General features: G+C 69.0%; 19 protein-coding genes. 10 read left to right on the forward strand and 9 right to left on the reverse strand.

Annotated elements, in window-relative coordinates; all coding sequences use genetic code 11:
* Positions 1-9: 9 nt before the first annotated feature.
* Positions 10-1,944: a sensor histidine kinase gene (locus tag HNR24_RS12425; RefSeq protein WP_058887588.1), complete on the forward strand. Its 1,935-nt coding sequence runs from the start codon at positions 10-12 to the stop codon at positions 1,942-1,944.
* A 96-nt stretch (positions 1,945-2,040) separates the two neighbouring features.
* Positions 2,041-3,129 (forward strand): fatty acid desaturase family protein, encoded by a 1,089-nt coding sequence (locus HNR24_RS12430; protein WP_179441003.1) that lies wholly within the window; start codon positions 2,041-2,043, stop codon positions 3,127-3,129.
* Between the two features lie 13 nt (positions 3,130-3,142).
* Here the strand turns inward: HNR24_RS12430 and HNR24_RS12435 are convergent, their stop codons facing one another.
* Together HNR24_RS12435 and HNR24_RS12440 are read right to left on the reverse strand one after the other, a co-directional pair.
* Positions 3,143-4,060, reverse strand: a complete 918-nt coding sequence (locus tag HNR24_RS12435) for a phosphatase PAP2 family protein (RefSeq protein WP_182495916.1) — start codon at positions 4,058-4,060, stop codon at positions 3,143-3,145.
* 21 nt (positions 4,061-4,081) lie between these two features.
* Positions 4,082-5,605: an alanine/glycine:cation symporter family protein gene (locus HNR24_RS12440; RefSeq protein ID WP_259392456.1), complete on the reverse strand. Its 1,524-nt coding sequence runs from the start codon at positions 5,603-5,605 to the stop codon at positions 4,082-4,084.
* Between the two features lie 102 nt (positions 5,606-5,707).
* On the opposite strand from HNR24_RS12440, the gene HNR24_RS12445 reads away from it, so the two are divergent.
* Positions 5,708-6,460, forward strand: a complete 753-nt coding sequence (locus tag HNR24_RS12445) for an MBL fold metallo-hydrolase (protein WP_182495917.1) — start codon at positions 5,708-5,710, stop codon at positions 6,458-6,460.
* 13 nt (positions 6,461-6,473) lie between these two features.
* Here the strand turns inward: HNR24_RS12445 and HNR24_RS12450 are convergent, their stop codons facing one another.
* Positions 6,474-7,442: a phosphatase PAP2 family protein gene (locus tag HNR24_RS12450; RefSeq protein WP_182495918.1), complete on the reverse strand. Its 969-nt coding sequence runs from the start codon at positions 7,440-7,442 to the stop codon at positions 6,474-6,476.
* Positions 7,443-7,485: 43 nt separating this feature from the next.
* Between HNR24_RS12450 and HNR24_RS12455 the strand changes: the two genes are divergently transcribed.
* Together HNR24_RS12455 and menD are read left to right on the forward strand one after the other, a co-directional pair.
* Entirely contained in the window at positions 7,486-8,571 is a 1,086-nt protein-coding gene (locus HNR24_RS12455; protein WP_259392457.1) for an o-succinylbenzoate synthase, read from the forward strand.
* Positions 8,568-10,583, forward strand: a complete 2,016-nt coding sequence (gene menD / locus HNR24_RS12460; protein WP_182495920.1) for a 2-succinyl-5-enolpyruvyl-6-hydroxy-3-cyclohexene-1-carboxylate synthase — start codon at positions 8,568-8,570, stop codon at positions 10,581-10,583. Before HNR24_RS12455 ends, menD begins: the two co-directional genes overlap by 4 nt.
* Positions 10,584-10,699: 116 nt before the next feature.
* Here the strand turns inward: menD and HNR24_RS12465 are convergent, their stop codons facing one another.
* Entirely contained in the window at positions 10,700-12,085 is a 1,386-nt protein-coding gene (locus HNR24_RS12465) for an isochorismate synthase (protein WP_182495921.1), read from the reverse strand.
* A gap of 60 nt (positions 12,086-12,145) precedes the next feature.
* Between HNR24_RS12465 and HNR24_RS12470 the strand changes: the two genes are divergently transcribed.
* Together HNR24_RS12470 and HNR24_RS12475 are read left to right on the forward strand one after the other, a co-directional pair.
* Positions 12,146-12,874 (forward strand): demethylmenaquinone methyltransferase, encoded by a 729-nt coding sequence (locus HNR24_RS12470; RefSeq protein ID WP_269745502.1) that lies wholly within the window; start codon positions 12,146-12,148, stop codon positions 12,872-12,874.
* Between the two features lie 21 nt (positions 12,875-12,895).
* Positions 12,896-13,948: a polyprenyl synthetase family protein gene (locus HNR24_RS12475; protein ID WP_182495922.1), complete on the forward strand. Its 1,053-nt coding sequence runs from the start codon at positions 12,896-12,898 to the stop codon at positions 13,946-13,948.
* Between the two features lie 57 nt (positions 13,949-14,005).
* On the opposite strand, the gene HNR24_RS12480 is transcribed toward HNR24_RS12475, so the two are convergent.
* Positions 14,006-14,515, reverse strand: a complete 510-nt coding sequence (locus HNR24_RS12480) for an HIT family protein (RefSeq protein ID WP_182495923.1) — start codon at positions 14,513-14,515, stop codon at positions 14,006-14,008.
* Positions 14,512-14,961 (reverse strand): hypothetical protein, encoded by a 450-nt coding sequence (locus HNR24_RS12485; protein WP_058887577.1) that lies wholly within the window; start codon positions 14,959-14,961, stop codon positions 14,512-14,514. The genes HNR24_RS12480 and HNR24_RS12485 overlap by 4 nt, the downstream gene beginning before the upstream one ends.
* 99 nt (positions 14,962-15,060) lie before the next feature.
* On the opposite strand from HNR24_RS12485, the gene HNR24_RS12490 reads away from it, so the two are divergent.
* The gene (locus HNR24_RS12490; RefSeq protein ID WP_182495924.1) at positions 15,061-16,500 is read left to right on the forward strand and encodes an FAD-dependent oxidoreductase; all 1,440 of its coding nucleotides are present in this window, start codon (positions 15,061-15,063) and stop codon (positions 16,498-16,500) included.
* Between the two features lie 161 nt (positions 16,501-16,661).
* On the opposite strand, the gene HNR24_RS12495 is transcribed toward HNR24_RS12490, so the two are convergent.
* Positions 16,662-17,543 (reverse strand): M48 family metalloprotease, encoded by an 882-nt coding sequence (locus tag HNR24_RS12495; protein ID WP_179440993.1) that lies wholly within the window; start codon positions 17,541-17,543, stop codon positions 16,662-16,664.
* A 274-nt stretch (positions 17,544-17,817) separates the two neighbouring features.
* On the opposite strand from HNR24_RS12495, the gene HNR24_RS12500 reads away from it, so the two are divergent.
* A complete protein-coding gene (locus HNR24_RS12500) occupies positions 17,818-19,053 on the forward strand; it encodes a Na/Pi symporter (protein ID WP_182495925.1) in 1,236 nt (411 codons plus the stop codon).
* A 162-nt stretch (positions 19,054-19,215) separates the two neighbouring features.
* Positions 19,216-19,506 carry a hypothetical protein gene (locus HNR24_RS12505; RefSeq protein ID WP_182495926.1) on the forward strand — a complete coding sequence of 97 codons (291 nt, stop codon included), beginning with the start codon at positions 19,216-19,218 and terminating at the stop codon, positions 19,504-19,506.
* A 102-nt stretch (positions 19,507-19,608) separates the two neighbouring features.
* Here HNR24_RS12505 and HNR24_RS12510 read toward each other — a convergent pair whose 3' ends face one another.
* Both HNR24_RS12510 and HNR24_RS12515 read right to left on the reverse strand, forming a co-directional pair.
* Positions 19,609-20,097 (reverse strand): YajQ family cyclic di-GMP-binding protein, encoded by a 489-nt coding sequence (locus tag HNR24_RS12510; protein ID WP_058887572.1) that lies wholly within the window; start codon positions 20,095-20,097, stop codon positions 19,609-19,611.
* A 147-nt stretch (positions 20,098-20,244) separates the two neighbouring features.
* Complete coding sequence (locus tag HNR24_RS12515; RefSeq protein ID WP_182495927.1) at positions 20,245-21,612, reverse strand: aminotransferase class I/II-fold pyridoxal phosphate-dependent enzyme; 1,368 nt, start codon at positions 21,610-21,612, stop codon at positions 20,245-20,247.
* Positions 21,613-21,623: the final 11 nt, after the last annotated feature.

Raw genomic sequence — 21,623 nt, forward strand, 5'->3', positions numbered from 1 at the left:
ATCCTTCCCGTGCACAGTCCTCGCCCTGAATCTCTGATCCGACGGCTGCTGCGGGACAGCGCCTATGTGCTCCCGGGACTGCCGATCGCGCTCTTCGGGACCAGTCTGCTGCTGACCCTGCTGGTGGTCTCCATCGCGACGGCGCCGCTGTGGGTGGGCGCCCTGGTGCTGCCCCTGACCCTGGTCACGGCCTCGGAGTTCGCGGAGCTCTCCCGACGCAGGCTGCGGATCTGGGGCGCGGTGCTGGACCCGGTGAGCTACCTGCCACGGGACCGGGGAATCTCCGGACGGCTGCGACCCGTGGGGGATCCACGCCGCTGGCTGGACCTGATCTTCGAGATGGTCCTGGCCTTACCGGTGCGGCTGGTCACCTTCGTGGTGGCGCTGCTCTGGATCCTGATGGGCCCGGTGGGGATCACCTACTTCTTCTGGTCCCGGTTCATCCCCGGTGAGCGCGGGCTGATCCGGCTGCTGGAGCTCATCGGCCCGGCGCTGGTCCCGGACTCTGAGTTCTGGCAGTACCTGTTGGACTCTGCGGTGTTCTTCATCCTTGGCGTGGTCTTCCTGGTCACCCTGCCGGCGGTGATGCGCGGTCTCGCGGCGCTGGACGCGCTGCTGGCCACCAGCCTGCTCGGCGCCGGGGGGCGCGGGCGGCTGATTCCCCTGGAACATCCCCAGGCGCACCCGCTGGAGCGCACGCTCTCCCGGGTCGCCGCGCCGCCGCCGGGGTTCCAGACCTCCCAGGAGCAGGAATCCTCGGCCTCCTTCAGCGCCGCAGCCTGGTCTTGGATCGGGATCTGCTTCGCCGCGGTGGTGGGCTTCGCGGTGGCCTGGCCGCTGACCAGCAGCATCTACGGGGTCCACCCGGCCTTCTCCCTGGTGCTGACCCTCTCGCACTGCCTTTCTCTGGTGCTCACGCTGAAGTTCCCGTGGGCCGGGATCGGCGCCTCCGTGATGGTCTCGGCGGCGCTGATGGGCGCCACCGCAGACGCCGGGGTGGGAGTCTGGCCCTGGCCGGTGACCGCCATGCTCATCCAGTTCGGGGTCATCCTGGTCGCGGCGCTGCGCGAACCTTGGTACTGCGCGGCGAGCGGCTGGGCCGCCAGTGCGCTGCTGACCGCCGCGGCGATCGTCACCGCCGCCCCGGGACTGCCCGAGGGTGCGGTGAGCACCGGGATCGTGTTCGCCTCGGTAGGGGTGGGCGTCGCCGTGCTGGGAAGCCTGACCCGGCAGTGGATCCGCGACGCCGACCGGCTCGAGGTCTCAGAACGCACCAGCGCCCAGCAGAGCCGGCGTCGTCGTGAGCTTGAGGAGCGCAACCGGATCGCCCGGGAGCTCCATGACGTGGTCGCCCACTCCATGTCGGTGATCAGCGTGCAGGCCGCCACAGCCCGGTACCGGCTCCCCGCGATCACCCCCGAGGCGCAGCAGGAGTTCGAGGAGATCGCCCGCTCCTCCCGGCAGGCGCTCGGTGAGATGCGCATGTTGCTGGGCACCCTGCGCAGCGAAGAGGAGGCGCCGACCGGGCCGACCCCGGGCCTGGCGGACATCTACTCCCTGGTGGAGGCCACCCGGGCCTCGGGCACCCCGATCCGGGTCACCGGGCTCGACGTCGTGGAGGCCTCCTCCGCCGTGGGGCTTGCGGCCTACCGGATGGTCCAGGAGGGACTGAGCAACGCGCTGCGCCACGCGCCGTCCTCCACCATCGAGGTCAGCGCGGAGCTGCTCGGCGGCCCCGATGAGCCGGACGCGCCCAGCGACACCCGGCACCTGCTGCTCCAGGTGCGCAACACCGCACCGCCGCACCCGGTCTCGGTGCCCGCCCCGGGCGCCGGCCTGGGCCTGGACGGGATCAGGGAACGGGTGAGCGCAGTCGGCGGGACGGTGGAGACCGGTGAGACCCCAGACGGCGGATACTTCATCCGGGCCTCCTTCCCGCTGTGAGCCCGCCGACCTGACCCTCACCCCCTACCCGGGTAGGGGGTGAAGTTGGCTCCGCCGGGTGACGCCCGGCAGTGCCCGGCTGAATACCGTGGGGGTATGACAATCACCGAGACACGGTCGCCGGCCCCGCGGTCCCGCCCGGCAGGTAATAAGCAGGTCAACGAATTCTTCGAACTCGCCCAGCGGGTCAAGGACGAGGGCCTGATGGACCGGGGCGCCTCAAGCTACGTGGCGCGCGTGGTGGTGCTGACCCTGGCCTTCGCCGGCGCCTTCGTGGCGATGTTCACCCTCGGTGACAGCCTCTGGCAGCTCGGCCTGGCCGCGATCTTCGGGATCCTGTTCACCCAGGTCGCGTTCCTCTCTCACGACGGCGCCCACCAGCAGGTCTTCCGCACCGGCAAGCGTAACGAATGGTTCGGTCGGGTCACCGGCAACCTCATCGTCGGTCTCTCCTATGGCTGGTGGACCAAGAAGCACGGCAAGCACCACGCCAACCCGAACACCATCGGCAAGGATGGCGACATCGCTCCCGGCGCCCTGGTCTTCGTCGCCGAGGACGCCGCCCAGCGCACCGGTTTCATGGGCTGGCTGGCGCGCCGTCAGGGATGGATGTTCTTCCCGCTGCTGACCCTGTTCGCGATCGCACTGCACTACAACGCGCTGAAGACCGTGTTCACCGCGAAGAAGCTCAAGCGCCGCAAGTCCGAGCTGGCCATGCTGGCGATCCGCCTGCTCGGCTTCCCGGTGCTGCTGTTCCTGGCGATGAGCCCCGGCCTGGCGCTGGGCTTCCTCGCCGTGCAGCTGCTGGTCTTCGGGGTCTACATGGGCGGCAGCTTCGCCCCGAACCACAAGGGCATGCCGATCATCCCCAAGGACTCCGACATGGACTTCCTGCGGCGCCAGGTGCTGACCTCCCGCAACATCAAGGGCGGGCGCGTCATGGATGTGGCGATGGGCGGGCTGAACCTGCAGATCGAGCATCACCTCTTCCCGCGGATGCCTAGCCCCAACCTGCACAAGGTCAAGCCGATCGTGGAGGAGTTCTGCGCGGAGAAGGGCATCAGTTACACCGCGACCGGACTCGTCCAGTCCTACGGCATGGTCGTCACCTACCTGAACCGGGTGGGTCTGGGCTACGCCGATCCCATGGACTGCCCGATCATGAACCAGTACCGCCCTCGCTGAGACCAGCCAGGGATCAGCTCCGCCGCGCCATGCGTGTCAGGTGCTTGGTCTCGCTGGAGAACAGCGGGATCAGCACCGCGCCGAGCAGGAACGCCGGGGCAGAGGACAGGGCCGCACCGGCCATGTACAGCCACGGAGTGGGCGAGGCGGTCGCCTCGGCGAGTCCGTGGCGCGCCACCGGCCCCAACAGCGCAGCCAGTCCGATCGCAGTGCCCATGACCCCGAGGGTCAGGCACATCCCGGCCTGCCGACCTCCGGGGATCCCCGGCTCCGCGGGCAGCGGCGCCAGCTGCGGGTCCGTCGCCTCGACGTGATGCACCACGGCCCCGCCGAGCAGAGTCCACGCCGCCACCACCAGGTAGGCCGCCAACATGTCGCTGGGCAGATGCCATCCCTCGATGAAGATGTAGCCGCCCCATCCGGCGGCCCACACGCCCGCAAGGACTCCCCAGAAGGCGCGGTCCCGGGGGCGGCAGATCAGGAACACGGCGGCCGCGGCGCCGGCGGCCATGGTGGTGTGACCGCTGGGCAGCGAGTTCGCCGACCATTCCTCGCTCAGCGTCACCAGCGCCGGACGCGTGGACCAGATGAGCTTGATCAGCTGCGTGGTGATGTTGGACCCCAGCGCCACCGCGGCCCCGCAGAGCAGGATCAGCCAGCGCTGATGGGGTCCCCGCTGATGGCCCAGCGCCAGGCATGCCAGCACCGGGGGAAGCAGGATCCAGACCGTGGCCCACTGCCTGTGCGCATTCAGCTCCGGCAGCGGGTTCCAGGTCCCGGCGGCGGTGCGCTGCATCATCTGATCCAACAGCTGACCGCCTCCGGTGCGCACCGCCCCGAGGTAGAGCACCCCGAAGAGCGCCACACACAGCAGAAACCCGGCCACCCACCGCTCAAGGTGGAAGGCCGGGTTTCTGCTGTGTGAGGGCATGCGGCCATTCTGCCGCACCGTTCAGCCTTGGCTGCGCGTGTCCTGCCGCCCCGCCGAGGTCCGGGGCTCTGTTGCAGGTCCTGCCCGATGATCGGCCATGTCGGCTTCACCCCAACACTCGATGTTGCGAAGGTCGGGCATGTCAGAGGCCAGGAACAGCGGATCCAGCCCCTGGCGCTTCTGCGTCTCGTAGTGCTTGAGCAGCCGCACCGCGGTCCCACCGAGCAGGGAGATCACCACCAGGTTGTACACCGCGATAATGACCATCGTCACACCGGCGATCGCCCAGGCGAGGTCCACCGGAATGATCGCGCCGAGGAAGACGACGGCGGTGAGCGCCACCGCGTAGATCTTGCGGCTCTTCTCCGAGCTGGAGATGAACAGCACGTTCATCTCGCCGTAGGAGTAGTTGCCCAGGATCGAGGTGAAGGCCAGCAACAAGATGATCACCGCCAGCGCGATGGCGCCGAACGCCCCGAAGTTCGCGGTCAGCGCCTCCTGGGTCAGCTCACCGCCGAGGTTGGTCTCCGCCCGGACGGCCTGATCGGGGAAGGTCACCAGGATGATGAACGCGGTGACCGAGCAGATGATCAGCGTGTCCAGGTAGACCCCGAGGGTCTGCACCAGGCCCTGCTTGACCGGGTGTGACACATCGGCGGTGGCCGCGACATTGGGCACCGAGCCCATGCCGGCTTCATTGGAGAACATGCCGCGCTGGACCCCGGCCATGATCATCGCGCCGAAGGCGCCGCCCGCGGCGGAGGTGAAGTTCAGCGCCTCCCCGAAGATCATCCCGAACACGGCGGGGATCGCCTCGATGTTCAGCGCGACCACCACCAGGCCCAGCAGGATGTAGGCCATGGCCATGAGCGGAACCACACGCTGGGTCACCTGCGCCACCCGGCGCAGCCCGGCGAGCACCACCAGTCCGGTGAGCCCGGCCAGGGCCACGGCCAGGATCCAGACCATGCTGGTGGTGTCTTCGAGGCCCAGCTCGGTGGCCGCACCGGTGGCGGCGTCGACGATGGTGTTGGACTGCAGCGAGGTGAAGGAGAGCGCGAAGCAGAAGATGAAGATCACCGCGAAGACGATGCCCCCGGACCGGCTGCCCAGACCGCGCTCGATGTAGTAGGCGGGCCCGCCCTTGAAAGTGTCGAACCGACGGACCTTATAGAGCTGCGCCAGGGTGGACTCCACGAAGGAGGCCGCCGAGGTGAAGATCGCCATCAGCCACATCCAGAACACCGCACCGGGGCCGCCCAGCGCGATCGCGCCGGCCACTCCGGCGATGTTGCCGGTGCCCACCCGGGCGGAGGCGGTGATGGTGAAGGTCTGGAAGGCCGAGAGCGATCGCGTCCGACCCTCGGCATCACTCGTGGCCTTGTCCGTGATGGCTCGGAACATGTCAGGGATGTGGCGCAGCTGGACCAGCCGGGTGCGGTAACCGAGGTAGACGCCCACGGCGAGGATCACGAAGATGCCCACGGTGTTCCAGGCCAGGGTTTCGACCGCGCCGATCGAGTCGAGGAGATTGTCCATAGTCATAATGGCCAGACTCTACCGCCCACGGCGCCCCAAGCTTGCTCCCAGCCTCTGTGCGGATGGTGAGGCAGAATGGGGGAAACTACGGTTTCACAGAAGGTGATCATGATGGACCACGCTCCCGAATCCGCACTCTTCCGCCGCTTGGACGACCACGTCTTCCTCGCCGAACTGGGGGGTCCCACGCCGCTGAACGTCGGCCTGATCCTGGGACAGGACACCGCAGTCCTCGTCGACCCAGGCCCAGCCGAGGGAGACCATCAGGCGCTGCTGGCCGCCGTGCGTGAGCTCAGCTCCGCCGAGCTCGTCGTGGTCAACACCCACGGCCACCCTGACCACATCGGGGCCAATGAGCTGCTGCTCCGGGAGGGCGTGCGACGCATCTTCGCCCATGCCGACGCGGGGGTGACGACCGCGACCGACCTGGTCTCTGCAGAACCGGTCACGCTGCGCCTGGGCGGCGTCGACGTCGTCCTGGAGCATCTGGGCCGGGCGCACACCGAAGGTGACCTGGTGGTCGGGGTCCGCGCCGAGGACTCCACCGGGATCATCTTCTGCGGAGATCTGGTCCGGGAGGGCGATGATCCCGAGTTCCACGACTCCTACCCCAAGGAATGGGTGCGCTCGCTGGGCCGGCTGAGTTCCATGTCGGGCACCTACAGCCGCTTCATCCCCGGTCACGGCCAGGAGGTGGATGCGGAGTTTATCGGATCGATGCGCCGAAGGATGCAGCAGGGCTACAACGTCTCCTCCCAGGCGATTCGGGACGCGGTCAACGACGCCACCAAGGCGATCCCGATCATCCCCTACGGCCCGGGGGAATCCCGCGAACTGATCACCCGGCTGCGCGGCCGCTGAGCTGCGGATCGGCTCAGACCCGGTAGAGCTCGCTGAACTCCGGGGGAATCGGATACCGCACAGTCTCCCCCTTGGGAGAGGGAACCGGGGCGCCGCGCTGGCGCCGCCCGGTCTCTGCGCCAAAGAGGTTGATCCCCGCGGCTGCCATCAGGAAGCCCGGCCCGATGGAGAAGAGCAGACCGGCGAACCAGTGCCACAGGCTGGGCTCCTCACCGGCCAGCGCGATCCCGCTCCACCCGCCTGAGAAGAGGAAGCACAGCACCGCCGCCACGGTCAGGGTGACACCGAGGAACCAGGCGAGCCCGGCCAGCGGTGCGGTCTCCGGCTCGTAGTCCACCACGGCGGTGTTCCATTCCGGGCCGGTGCGCATCACCAGCCAGCCTCCGATCAGCGCCCAGACGGCCACCACCAGGTAGGCCGCGATCACGTCGGCGGGACGATGCCAGGTCTCGGTGAAGGTGTAGGCCCCGACGAGCCCGGCGTAGGAGGCGGCGAGCACGGCGACGAAGGGTCGCTGCCGGGGGGAGCTGACCAGAAAGACCGCCACTGCCATCGACGCCGCCAGGGTGGTGTGCCCCGAGGGCAGCGAGTTCCCGGTCCAGTAGGGGACGCCGTTGTCGAGATCGGGGCGCTCGAGCCAGTAGGTCTTGAGCACCTGGGTGGAGAGGTTCGCGCCCACCACCGAACCGGCCGCGATCAGGGCGGCCAGGAAACGCTGCCGCGCCAGCACGATCACCAGGAAGATCACCGCCGGCAGCGCGATGATCACCGGGCTGAGCCACCACAGGTCGTAGCCGCGCTCGGAGAGCGAGCTCACCCGCTCCGCCGCGGCGTCGAGCATCGCATACTCCACCCACTGGCCAGAGTCGGAGCGGACGAAGTACTCATAGACGGCGATGAAGACCGCGCAGCAGAGCAGGATTCCGAGGATCCACAGGCCGGTCCGCCGGGCCGGGGGACGAAGCGCGCTCGCAGCTGACATGTCCACCAGTATCGCAGGTCCGGCTCTGCCTAGACTGAACGCCATGGACCCCCACACTGCGCGTTCCCTCGGCAACCGTGAGACCTGGCAGCTGCCCGCGGTGGAGGAGATCCTCGCCCAGGCGCATGTGGTCTCGCTGCCGCTGCGCACCCGCTTCCGCGGGCAGACCCGCCGCGAGGCGATGCTGTTCCGCGGACCCGCCGGCTGGGGTGAGTTCGCGCCCTTCCCGGAGTACGCCGCCAGTGAGTCTGCGGCCTGGCTGCGCGCCGGTCTGGAAGCCGGCTGGCAGGACCTCTCGGCGCCGCTGCGCCGCCGCATCCCGATCAACGCCACCATGCCGGCGGTCTCACCGGACCAGGTGGAATCGGTCCTGGCCCGCTTCGGCGCGGTGGAGTCCATCCCTGCGGTCAAGATCAAGGTCGCTGAACCGGGTCAGACCCTCCAGGACGACGTCGCCCGGTTCCGTGAGGTGCGCCGGCTGGCACCTCAGGCCGGGCTGCGCGCGGACGCGAACGGCGGCTGGAGCATCGCCGAGGCAGTGCCCGCGCTGGAGCGGCTCGCCGAGATCTCCGACGGGAACTTCGAATACGCCGAACAGCCGGTGGCCGGCGTCGAGCCGCTGGCGCAGCTGCGTGAGGCGCTCGCCGCCGCCGGGATCAGCTCCGCGGGAGCCCCGCTGCGGATCGCCGCAGATGAAGCCGTGCGCAAGGCCGAGGACCCGCTGCGGGTGGCCCGGCTCGGCGCGGCGGACCTGATCGTGGTCAAGGTCCCCCCGCTGGGCGGGGTGCGGCGGGCGCTGCAGATCGTGGAGCAGGCGGGTCTGGACGCGGTGGTCTCCTCGGCGCTGGACACCTCCGTGGGCCTGGCCGCAGGGCTGGCGCTTGCGGCCCGGCTGCCCAGCCTGCCCTACGCCTGCGGGCTGGGCACCGCCGCCCTGTTCGAACATGACGTGGTCGACGCCCCGCTGCTGCCCACCGCAGGGGAACTGGTGCTGCCGGGGGCCGTGGAGCCCTCTGCGGCGCTGCTCGAGCTGCACCGAGTCGAGGCTGACCGGGAACAGTGGTGGGTCCAGCGTCTGTGTGACGCCCACCAGGTGCTCGCCGCAGAGCTTCTAGGATTGAGGGCATGAGTACACCCCGGCGCCCGTTCCGTGAGTTCGACGACGCCTATGACGTGGAGTCGTTGCGCCTGGCCCGTCGGGTGATCCGGGGCCTGACCATGAGCATGCGGCACATCGTGCTGGCTCCGGGCTCGCGTTCCGCACCGATGGCCTACGCGCTGCGTGAGGCGGAGGAGCTCGGCGCGATCACGGTGCATGTGCGCATCGACGAGCGCTCCGCGGCCTTCACCGCGCTGGGCATCGCGCTGGCCACCAAGGCCCCCGCGGGAGTGGTGACCACCTCCGGCACGGCGACCGGGAACCTGCTGCCGGCGATGATGGAGGCCGACCTCTCGGGGATCCCGCTGGTGGCGATCACCGCTGACCGGCCTGAGGAGCTGCACGGCACCGGCGCGAACCAGACCACCTGGCAGCAGGGGATGTTCGCCGGTCGAGTCCGTGATGAGATCCACCTGGAACAGGGTGAGGCCCGACTGGAGCCGGAGTCCCGCGATGACATGCTCGCCGCCGAGACCCAGGTGGGACTGCTGCTGCGCGCCGCCACCGGGACCTCGCCCGGACCGGTGCACCTGAACATCGGTTTTCGCGACCCGCTGGTCCCGGCCGCCCCGGGGCAGGATCGGCCCAGCGGCGTCCAGCGCTGGGCCCGGACCCCGATCGTCCGGCGCAGCCGAGGCACCGACTCCGCCGAGCAGCTGCGCGCCGAGATCATCGGCAGCGAGATCCTCGACGCCGGGACCGAGACGGCTCCCGGTCTGACGGAAGCGGTCGGCCCTGTGGCCGCTCCGCAGCCGGGGGAGTTCTCGGACCAGGCGCCGAATGCCCCAGGTGCGCAGGGGCCGGCCCCCGTGTCGGCGGATCCGGCGCTCGATGCGGCGTCGGATGCGGCGTCCGCTGCGGCGGGGGAGTCACCGGCCGAGGCCGGGCCGGGCACGGCGCGCACCGTCTTCGTCATGGGCGCCGACGCCCCTGCAGAAGCCCGTGAGCTGGCCCGCCGGCTCGGGCACCCGCTGCTCGCGGAGCCCAGCAGCGACGCTCGCTGGAGCGATCTGGGCACCATCCAGGGCTACCGGCTGATCCTGCAGGCCCCGGAGGGCTCGCCCGCGGGCATCCTCACCGACAGCGTCGATCGCGTCGTCGTCGCCGGTCGGCCCACGCTGACCCGACCGGTCCAGGCGCTGATCAACCGGTCCGACGTCGAGGCGGTGCAGTACGCCCCCGGTGGGGAGGCCTGGTTCGATCACCGGCTCGCCCGGCGGGTGCTTCCCGATCTGCTCGCGCTGGCGCAGTTCGCCCGCAAGGCGCCCCCGGGGTGGCATGACTCCTGGACCGAACGAGGACTGGCCGCGCAGCGCCTGATCGACGCGGCGCTGACCGAGCAGGAGGCCCTCGCCCAGGGAGAGCTCTCCTCGGTGCGGGTGGCGCAGTTCGTGGCGGAGACGGTGAAGACCCCGCTGCTGCTGGGCTCCTCCTCGGTGATCCGCGACGTGGACCTCGCCGCGGTGCTCAACCGCACCGTGCTCGGCGCCCGCGACGACGCCCGGCGGATCTATGCGATGCGCGGTCTGTCCGGGATCGACGGCAACCTCTCTGCGGCCTCCGGGATCGCGCTGGCCCGCAGCACCCGGGTCACCGCGCTGGTCGGGGATCTGACCTTCCTGCACGATGTGAATGCGCTGCTGCTTCCGGCCACCGAGCGCGAGCCGGACCTGGACATTGTGGTGGTCAACGATTCCGGGGGCGCGATCTTCGACCAGCTCGAGCACGGGGCGGTCGGGCGCCGAGAGGGCCAGGCCGAGGCGGTGGAACGCTTCTTCGGCACCCCGCAGACCGTGGACATCGAGGCGCTCGCCGATGCCTACGGCCACGACTACCACTTCGCCGAGGACCTCGAGGCGCTGGGCGAGGGACTCTCCGGGCTCGAGGACCGGGTGGGCATCCGGATCATCGAGGTGCGCACCGACCGCAGCGTGCTCCGGGACTTCCACGCCCGGCTCCGCGCCGCGGCCGCCGACCTCTGACCCCTCCCGCCCGCACCCCCCTCCCCGCGTTTTACCGGGCTCTACGTGAGATACCGGCCTTACGGCAGGCCCAGTAACACCGCCAAGGGCCGGTAAAACGCTGGCGAGGGGAAGCCTCAGGGCAGGCGGACGCCGAGGGCGCCGAGCATCGGGCGCATCTTGGCCCAGGTCTCGGCGAGCTCCTCCTCGGGATCTGACCCGGCCACGATCCCGCAGCCGGCGAACAGCCGGATCTGGGTGCCTTGTTCCTCCAGGACCCCGCCGCGCAGCGCGATGCCGAAGTCCGCATTGCCCTGGGCGTCGAGCCAGCCCACGGGCCCGGAGAACGCGCCGCGGTCCAGACCCTCCAGGGTGGAGATCAGCTCGGCGGCGGTGGCTGTGGGGGTGCCGCAGATCGCAGCCGTGGGGTGGGCGCGCTCGGCCACCAGCAGCGCCGGGGTCTGGGCGGTCAGCTCGCCGGTCACGTCGGTGGAGAGGTGAAAGACGTTGGGCAGCTGGAGCACCGCCGGAGGATCCTGGGCGTGCAGGTGCTGCGCCACCGGCGCCAGCTGGTCCAGCAGCGACTGGGCGGCCAGGCGGTGCTCGTCGCGCTGTTTCGGATCCTCCAGCAGCAGGGCCCGCGCCTGCTGCAGACCAGTGCCGCCGTCCACGGTGCCGGCCAGCACCCGGGCCGAGAGCTGGCGTCCCCGGATCTTGACCAGCATCTCCGGGGTGGCGCCCAGCACGTCTCCGGCGAGGTAGGTCCAGCAGTCGGCGTAGTCGGCGGCCAGCGCGGCCAGCACCGGACCGGTCGCCAGCGGTGCGTCGGCGGCGACGACGACGTCGCGGGCCAGCACCAGCTTCTCGAGCCTGCGGTGCCCGATCGCCTGGACACCGGCGCGCACCGCCTGCAGATAGTGCTGCTCGGAATGTGCGCCCTGGATCAGCGAGGTGGCCGCTGAGGTGCCCACTTCAGACGCGCCGGCCCCGGCTGAGCCTGCCTTGCCCGGATCGGCCAGGCTCAGCCGTCCCTCTCGCAGCTGCAGGGCATGCTTCGCCAGGAGCTGCTGCACCTGAGACAGTCGCGCGGCGTCGTCCTCCGTGTCGATCGGCTCATCCAGAGCGGAGGTGCGGACCACCGCGGTGACCCAGGCGGTGCCCTCGGCCGCGCCCAGGATCAGCTCGGGAAGGATCAGGTGGGAATCGGCGCCGGAGGTGGAGGAGTAGGTGATCGATGTCAGCGCCACCGGCCCGGCCCCGGGGATTCCATGGAGCTCGTCCGGCAGCGGCGAGGTCTCGGCCAGCGGCGTCAGATGCTGGGCATGCCACTCCGCCAGCTCGGCGAAACGCTCCGCTCCCCGGGTGCGCACGTGCGCAGTGGTGCCCAGACCGATCAGGCCCTCCCCGCGCAGCAGCCACACCCCGCTGGGCTCGAGCCCCGGCAACAGGTCCGCCAGGGTGGTTCCGAGGGGGAGATCCACCACCAGGGTGGTGGAGTCGAGGGAACCGGGGAGCGCTGTCATGGCTGGACAAGTCTAGGACATGGCGGTGGGAGGGATCGGCGCATGTGGGAGAATGCCAAGGTGAATCGCCCCAGCACCGGAAGCCGCGCAAGCCTCGCGAAGAAGCCCGAGGACGTCGCCTCGATGTTCGATGAGGTCGCCGACCGCTACGACATCACCAACGACGTGCTCTCGCTGGGACAGACCCGGCGCTGGCGCCGGAAGCTGGTCGCCGCGCTCGCGGTCCGCCCAGGTGAGCGGGTCCTGGACCTGGCCGCAGGCACCGGGAGCTCCACCGAACCCTTCCACGACGCCGGTGCCGAGGCCGTGGCCTGCGACTTCTCCCTGGGCATGCTTCAGGTTGGCAAGCGACGCCGTCCGGACATGAGCTTCATCGCCGGGGACGCGATGAACCTGCCCTTCGCCGATGACACCTTCGACGCCGTCACGATCTCCTTCGGTCTGCGTAACATCGTGGATCCGCTGGCCGGGCTGCGCGAGATGCTGCGGGTCACCAGGCCCGGTGGACGCCTGGCCGTGATGGAGTTCTCGGACCCCACGAACAAGGTCTTCAACACCGTGTATAACGAGTACCTGATGCGCGCGCTGCCTCCCACGGCGCGGGCCGTGTCCTCGAACCCGGAGGCCTACGTGTACCTCGCCGAGTCCATCCGGGCCTGGCCGGATCAGGACCACCTGGCCGCCGAGATCTCTGCCGCCGGCTACGCCGCGGTGAAGTACCGCAACCTCAGCGGGGGAATCGTCGCGATTCATCACGCCACCAAGCCCGGCGACCTCCTCGCATCCTGACCCTGGATAGGCTAGACACCGATGACTGAATCAGCTGCTGACCCCCTGACCGCGAAGCTGCCGGCAGGGTTCGACGTGCTGGCCGACGACGTGGCGCTGGCCACCGAGGTCGCCGAGGCCCTGACCCAGGTCGAGGAGGACCTCCTGGGCTCCCTGGCCAGCGCCGATGAGCTGGTCAACGCCTCGGCGCGATACCTGGCCCAGGCCGGCGGCAAACGGGTCCGTCCGCTGCTCACCGTGCTGACCTCGATGCTCGGCGACGGGGTCGATGACCGGGTCCGCCGGGTGGCAGCGGTCATGGAGATGACCCATCTGGCCACGCTGTACCACGATGACGTGATGGACTCCGCGCCGGTGCGCCGCGGGGCGCCCGCGGCCCATCAGGTGTGGGGCAACTCCGTGGCGATCCTCACCGGGGACCTGATCCTGGCCCGGGCTTCCCGGTTGATGTCCGAGCTCGGCGTGCAGGCCTCGGAGATCCAGGCCCAGACCTTCGAGCGTCTGGTCATGGGTCAGCTGCATGAGACCGTCGGCCCCCAGGAGGGCGAGGACGCCTACGCGCACTACCTGCGCGTGATCGGTGACAAGACCGGTTCCCTGGTCGCCGCGGCCTCACGGCTGGGTGCGCACTTCGGCGGCTGCTCCGCCGAGACCATCGCGATGCTCGCCAGCTACGGCGAGGCGGTCGGCGTCGCGTTCCAGCTCGCCGATGACGTCATCGACCTCACCGCGGATCCGGAATCCTCCGGGAAGACTCCTGGGACCGACCTGCGCGAAGGGGTGGCCACGCTGCCGGTGCTGCTGCTGCGCCAGCAGGCCCAGAATGCCGACTCGGTGCAGGAGCAGCAGGAGGCGGCGCGGCTGCTGGCCATGATCGACGCCGACCTCAGCTCGGACGAGGCGCTGGCGCAGGCCGTCGCCGCCGTCGTCGCCCATCCGGTGACCGAGCAGTCCTGGCAGGTGGCGCACAGCTGGGCCGAGCGGGCCAAGGACGCCATCGCCGAGCTGCCGGAGTCCACGGTGAAGTCCGCGCTGCTCGCCTTCGCCGACGCGGTGGTCGAGCGCGAGGGCTGAGCCCGACCGGAGGGGCCTGGGGGTGCCCTCGACAGAGGTGACCTTCTCCGAGGTGGCTCAGCTGCGCTCGGCGAGGACCTGGATCAGTGCTGCCCGCAGCTCACGGGCCTTCTCGGCGCGCACCTCCACGTCGACCGGATGGCGGACCTGGCGGTAGAGCATGTCATCGGCGTAGCGCGGGAACACATGCAGGTGGTAGTGCCACACGTGCTGGTTCCCGGCGGGCTCGTTGTGCTGGCGCACCGAGGTGCCCTCCGGGTTCCACGCCAGCTTCATCGCCTTGGAGACCTCGCGGGACATGATCGCGATCTTTCCCAACAGCTCGTCGTCGAGGTCGTACAGCGCCTCGCGGTGCTGGACCGGGGTGATCATCGCGTGCCCCTCATGCGGGCCGAAGCCGTCGCAGGCCATGAAGACCAAGACATCCGCATCCTGGTGCACCAGGTCGCTGAGCTCGCACCGGTTCCCGGGGTCTGCCACATCCCCGCGGGCGAGTCCGCAGAACGGACAGGAATAGCCCTCCGGGGAGTGCGAGGTCCACAGCTGCGCCAGATCCGGGGCGCTCATGGCGAGTCCTCCTCCTCGAAGGAGAACTCCAGCAGGTCGAAGATGAACTCGCTGACCGTGGCGCCCTCGTCGTTCCACATTCCGGAGTTGTTGCTGCGCCGCACGATCAGCGGATCCGGAACATCCAGAGTGTCCACATCGACGCCCCAGACCCAGCGCTCCTGCTCATCCTCTAGGAAGAGCAGGTGCCCGTCCTCGACGATGAGCTCATCGGGATCGAAGAAGAAGTGGTAGGCCTCCATGATCTCCTCGCAGCTGCCCAGCGCCAGGTAGAACTCCTCGAGCACCTGGGGCAGCCGCGGGCGGGCCTTGAGCTCATCGGGCAGCTCGGAATCGGCGATCATCTGGCGCAGCTGATCGACGGTGAGGCCCTCGGCGGGGGTCCACTTGGCGTCGAGATAGGCAGGCACCAGGGCGCGGAACTTGTCGAGGAACATATCAGCCATGGCCACAGTCTAGAAGACCGGGAACAGAGTCATTCGCCGCCGACGTTGAGACCAATACGGCATACTGTGCTGAGTTAATCGATCGATAGGAACCTATCCGTGTCCCAGAATTCCTCGCAGCGGCCAGCAGACCGGGCCATCCGAGTCGCCGTCGTCGGCGCCGGCCCCGCAGGCGTGTACGCCTCCGACATCCTGGCCAAGGCGCAGAAGAAGAGCGACTTTGAGTTCAGCATCGACCTCTATGACCGCTACCCGGCCCCGTTCGGGCTGATCCGCTACGGCGTGGCCCCGGACCATCCGCGGATCAAGGGGATCGTCAAGGCGCTGCACAAGGTCCTGGACCGCGGCGACATCCGGCTGATCGGCAATGTCGAGATCGGCAAGGACCTCACCTTGGAGGACCTGCGCCGACACTACGACGCCGTGATCTTCGCCACCGGCGCGATCAAGGACGCCGAGCTGGACATCCCGGGGATCGAGCTGCAGGGCAGCTTCGGCGCCGCTGACTTCGTCTCCTGGTACGACGGGCACCCCGACTACCCCCGCGACTGGCCGCTCGACGCAGAGCAGGTGGCGGTCATCGGCAACGGCAACGTCGCCCTGGACGTGGCCCGGGTGCTCTCCAAGCACGCCGAGGACATGCTCACCACGGAGATCCCGGAGAACGTCTACACCGGGCTGAAGGCCTCCCCGGTCACCGATGTCCACGTCTTCGGGCGGCGCGGCCCGGCGCAGGTGAAGTTCACCCCGCTGGAGCTGCGCGAGCTCTCGCACAGCCGCGACGTCGACATCATCCTGAACGAGGAGGACTTCGACTTCGACGCCGGCTCCGATGAGGCGATCAGGACCAATAACCAGGTCAAGACGATGGTCAACACCCTGGGCAACTGGCTGGTCGAGCAGGAGGAGCGTGAGGCCGAGGCCTCCCGCCGCCTGCACCTGCACTTCCTGCTGCAGCCGGTAGAGATCCTCGAAGGAACCGACGAGGCCGGACAGGGCACCGGCGCCGTGGCAGGCATCCGGTTCGAGCGCATGGAGCTCGATGGGACCGGCAACGTGCGCGGCACCGGTGAGTTCCAGGACTTCGAGGTCCAGGCGGTCTACCGCGCGGTGGGCTACCTCGGCTCGGAGATCCCCGGGCTGCCCTTCGACCAGCGCCGAGGCGTGCTGGTCAACGAGGCCGGCCGGGTCAAGGACGACGTCGGCGCCCACGTCCCTGGCATCTACGCCACCGGGTGGATCAAACGCGGCCCCGTGGGGCTGATCGGGCACACCAAGGGCGACGCCCTGGAGACCATCGGCTGCCTGCTCGAGGACCTGCACCACCTGCCGGTGGCGCCGGAGCCCGCCGAGGACGCGGTGATCGAGCTGCTAAAGTCCCGCAGCGTGGAGTACACCACCTGGGACGGCTGGCAGAAGCTCGATGCCCACGAGGTCTCCCTGGGCGAGGCCTACGGCCCGCTGCCCGACGGCGGTGCCCGGGAGCGGGTCAAGGTCGTCGAGCGCGAGGACATGATCCGGATCTCCCGAGAGGGCTGAGCCGGCGCGAGCGCCCCAGCCAGAGCCCGGACGCAGCGATGCCCCCACGCCTGATGGCGCGGGGGCATCGCTGCGTCCGGGGGTGGATCTAGCCGGGCTTGGTTCCCTCGGCCTGAATCAGCCGGGTCCGGCTCAGCCAGCTCGGCTCAGCCGGGTCCGGCTCAGCTCGGGTTGTGACCGGCCATCGCTTCGAGTCGGGCGATACGCTCGGGCATCGGTGGGTGGGTGCTGAAGAGCTTCTTCGCGCGGGCCCCGAAGGGGTTGGCGATCATCATGTGCGCGTGCGCGTCGTGCTTGGGATCTTCCTTCAGCGGGTAGCGCGAGATTCCGCGCTCCAACTTGTCCAGCGCGGAAGCCAGCGCCAGCGGATCTCCGGTGAGCGCGGCGCCGTCGGCGTCGGCGTCGTACTCCCGGGTGCGGCTGACCGCCATCTGGATCAGGCTGGCGGCGATCGGCATCAGGAACACCGCGACGATCGCCCCGATCAGGGCCAGCGGGTTGCCGCCCTGGTTGTTGCCCCGGCCGCCGCCGAAGAGCAGGAAGAACTGGCTGATGGTGGTCAGGAAGCCGGCCACGGCCGCGGCGACCGAGGAGATCAGGATGTCGCGGTTATAGACATGCATCAGCTCGTGGCCGGTGACTCCGCGCAGCTCACGCTCGTTGAGCAGGTTCAGGATGCCCTCGGTGAAGCAGACCACCCCGTTCTCCGGATTACGACCGGTGGCGAAGGCGTTCGGCGTGGGGGAGGGGGCGATGAAGATCCGCGGGGCCGGCTGCTGGGCGCGCTGGGCCAGCTCCTCGACCATCTGGTAGAGCTGGGGCGCCTGCTCCCGGGTTACCGGATAGGCCTTCATCGCCTTGAGCGCGATCTTGTCCGAGTTCCAGTAGGAGTAGGCCACGGAGACCAGGCCGATCAGCCCGAAGACGAAGATCAGTCCCGGGGTCTGGGTGGCATAGGCGATCACGGCGCCGACGAGCAGGAGCATCGCGAAGAGGAACGCGAGCAGACCCGCTGTGCGCAGCCGTCCGTGGTGCTGGTGCATGGACTCTCCTAGAGGGGGATCAGGGTCTTGATGGTCGCCATGTGACCAATGACATCCTACTCTCGAGCGGTTTCGGTGGATCGTTCACCTGCAGTTCACCTTCCCGTGTGACGCTCGTCGAGCACGCGGTGCACAGTGTTCCACGGCCCTTCATCCGGCAGTGGTATCCGCCCCTGTGATGCGCCTCGCAGACGCTGTGAGGATCGGTTCGCTCAAGTGCCAGCGCCAAGACTCAAACAGGGCTCACCACGCTCGTGTTCCAAGAGGAGATTGCATGTCCGCACCGTCGATTCAGGCCCAGCAGCGGGTCGCCGGCACCGTAGACGAAGCACCCGCCACGCGGACCTTCAGTCCTTTCGAACGGTTCGGACTCACCGGGCGCCCCCTCGACGCCGCCAACTGGGTCTCCGTGGCCCTGGCGATCTACGTGCTGATCACCGCGGTCAACGTGATCGGCACCGGTTTCGGCATCGCCACCGGGGATCAGGCCGAGAGCCTCTTCGCCTTCGCGAGCAACCCGGTGATCGGTCTGATGATCGGCATCTCGGCCACCGCGCTGACCCAGTCCTCCTCCACCACCACCTCGGTCACGGTGGGCCTGGTCGCCGGCGGGCTGCCGCTGGGGATTGCGATCCCGATCATCCTCGGCGCCAACATCGGCACCACCTTGACCAACACCCTGGTCAGCCTGGGCATGGTGCGCGAGCAGGAGTCCTTCCGCCGCGGCTTCGCCGCCGCCACCGTGCACGACTTCTTCAACCTGATCGCAGTGGTGATCTTCCTGCCGCTGGAGATGATGTTCAGCCTGCTCGAGCGGCTCTCCACCTTCTTCGCCGGACTCGCGGTGGGCACCGACGGCGGCCCGGTCGCCTATGTGCTTGAAGGCGTGGGCTCCACCATCAAGGCCGGCACCAAGCCGCTGGCGAACCTGATCGAGGATTCGCTGAGCTTCATCCCGGGCAGCTGGCACGGGGTGGCGATGATCGTCGTCGCGATCGTGCTGATCCTGCTGGTGATCAACTTCATCGGCAAGCTGCTCAAGGTGCTGCTGGTCGGCAAGGCCCGTCAGGTGCTCCACGCCGCCATCGGTCGCGGTCCGATCGCGGGCATCGGCTCCGGGGCGGCGGTCACCGTGATGGTGCAGTCCTCCTCGACCTCCACCGCGCTGATCGTGCCGCTGGCCGGTTCCGGCGCGTTCTCGCTCAAGCAGCTCTACCCCTTCACCCTGGGGGCGAACATCGGCACCACGGTGACCGCGCTGATCGCGGCCTTCGCCTTCGACGGCCCCGCGGGGCAGATCGCGCTCACTGCGGCCCTGGCCCACCTGCTGTTCAACGTGATGGCCACCTTGATCATCTTCTGCACCCCGTGGCTGCGGGACCTCCCGCCGCGCGGCGCCACCTGGCTGGCCGACCTGGCCGCGGAGAAGAAGCTCTGGGCGTTCACCTGGGTGCTCGGCGTCTTCGTCCTCGTCCCGCTCACGCTGATCGGCCTGAGCATCCTGTTCTGAGCCTCCCCCCCCACCAAACCCCGCTGGTTGAGTTCTCCGGCAGATACGTATCCACCGGAGAACTCAACCAACGGGGTTTGTTCGTGTGTGGAGTCGCGCTAGCGTGGGGCGCTGGACGTTGATCGCGCAGGTCAGCGCCATGACATCGACATGGAGGACCCCATGACCTTGACCACGCTGCTCAGTGCCGGTGACACCAACCCGATGGTGCCCAACCCCGTGGACGTGCTCGGGCTCGGCTTCTTCCTGATCGTTCCGCTGCTCGCGCTGGCGCTCGCGATCTGGGCCATCGTGGTGGTCATGCGCACCGCGACCCTGGATATCACCGCCAAGGGTGTGCTGTTGCTTCTGACTCTGAGCGCGCCGATCCTCGGACCGATCCTGGCGCTGCTGCTGTGCCGCCAGAGCCGCCGAGCACGAGCCGGGCACGGCGAGGCTGACTGGCGAGGCTAGAGCCGGTCCGGCACCGAAAAACCCGGCTGGTTGAGTTCTCCGGTGGATACGTATCCACCGGAGAACTCAACCAGCCGGGTTTCTTGGGGTGTCGGGGGAGGGTCAGCGCATGTTGACGAACTGCAGGTCGGCGTCCTCGAAGTTCTTCAGCATCGTGATGACCTCCTGGAGATCGTCCCGGGACTTCGAGGTCACGCGGAGCTCGTCACCCTGGATCGTGGCCTTCACGGACTTCGGGCCCTCATCGCGGATGAGCTTGGTGATCTTCTTCGCGGTGGGCTGATCGATGCCCTCCTTGATGGTCCCCTCGATCCGGAACTCCTTGCCTGAGGCATAGGGCTCCCCGGAGTCGAAGGACTTCAGCGAGATCCCGCGCTTGACCAGCTTGGAGCCGAAGACGTCCTCCACGGCCTTGGCGCGCTCCTCAGAGTTGGCCTTGATCAGGAGCTTCTCGCCGGAATAGTCGATCTCCGCGCCGGTGCCCTTGAAGTCATAGCGCTGCGCGATCTCCTTCTGCGCCTGGTTCAGCGCATTGGCGACCTCCTGCTTGTCCACCTTCGAGACGACGTCGAACGTCGAGTCCTTGGCCATGAGTACCTCCTGATCGGCATGGATATATGCGGCTGAGTCTAATCATTGTGGCCACGGCGATCATTGTGGCCGCTCCGAGCGGAGGAACCGGTCCGACGACGACGCAGCACCTCGCCCGCTCGAGCGACGCTGCTGCGCAGGGGTTGCTCAGACGAAGGTGGAGTTCAGTCCGTCCTCGGTGGCGTGGCGCACCAGCTGCGCCAGTCCGTCGAGCAGCTCCATGTCCTCGGGGAGCTGAGCGATCGAGAGGCGCAGCAGGCCGGTGGGCTGTTCGGTGATGAAGGAGCTGGTCCCCACATCGGTGATGACGCCCTGGGCGCTGAGGGTCAGCGCAGCGGCGCGCTCATCGGGGACCTTGACCCAGATGGCCCAGCTGCCGGGACCTGCCTGTGCCGAGAGCCCCGCTGAGGTGAATGCCTCCAGCGCGAGTCGACGGCGATTGGCATAGCGTGTCCTGGCGCTGTTGACCCGTCGAGCGGCAGCCGGGTCGCGCAGCAGGAAGGCCAGGGTGTTCTGCAGGATCCGGCTGTTCGAGCTCACGCCTCCGGAGCGCTCCGCGATCGCCGCGGTGATCAGGTGCTTGGGCCCGGCCACCACGGCGGTGCGCAGGTCCATGCCATAGGCGCGTTCGAACCCGATGACGCGCAGCGTGCGCTCGGGCAGCAGGGCGTCCAGGGAGGGCGCGAACGGTGTCTCCTCGGCGAGCGGGCCCAGTGGGTCCTCTTCGATGATCACGGTCTCAGGGGAGGACTCCAGCACCTGCGCGAGCTCCTGAGCGCGCTCGGAGCTCAACACGTGGCGTGGCGAGAAGGCGCCGCCGGGGCTGTGCAGGAACGCCACGGCGCCGGCGTCGAGCGCCCGCTGCAGCGCCTCGGGGACCGGGCCGTGCTCATCCACCGGGACCCCGATGGTACCCAGTCCCAGGCTCTTCGGGACGGAGAGATAACCGGGGGAGGCGGGCTCCTCCACGGCGATCAGGGCGCCGCTGCCAGCCACGGATCGCGTCGCGAGCCACAGCCCCTCGGTGGCGGAGGAGACGGCGGCGAAGCTGCGCCCGCGAGCGGGCTCGGCCGGGTGTCCCAGTTTCTTCTCCATGGCGCGCTGGAGCTCCGGCAGGATGTGCTCCCGGCTCCAGCTGTGCAGCTGAGGTTGTTTGAGGCTGCGCACCAGCCCCTCCTCCAAGGAGGGCAGGAGTCGCTGATCCGGGCTGGAGTGCAGCAGATCGACTCCGGACCAGTTGCGGAAGTTCGGCCCGCCGACGTCGCCGGGCTCCACGATCCGAGTCCCGCCGCGGCGGCGGGTCTCGACCAGGTTGGACTCTCGCAGCAGGCTCCAGGCCTGCGCGATCGTCCCTACGCTGACACCGATCTCGGTGGCCAGGTCGCGGACGGTGGGCAGGCGCATCCCGCCGCTGAGGGTGCCGGCGCTGATCAGCTCGCGCACCTGCTCGGCGATTCCATTGGGACTGCGTTCACTGAGGTGTCGAGCCAGTGTCTCAGCCTCGATATCGGCCACGGTGCTCCTTG

This window comes from Nesterenkonia sandarakina, assembly GCF_014138825.1.
GTDB lineage: Bacteria > Actinomycetota > Actinomycetes > Actinomycetales > Micrococcaceae > Nesterenkonia > Nesterenkonia sandarakina.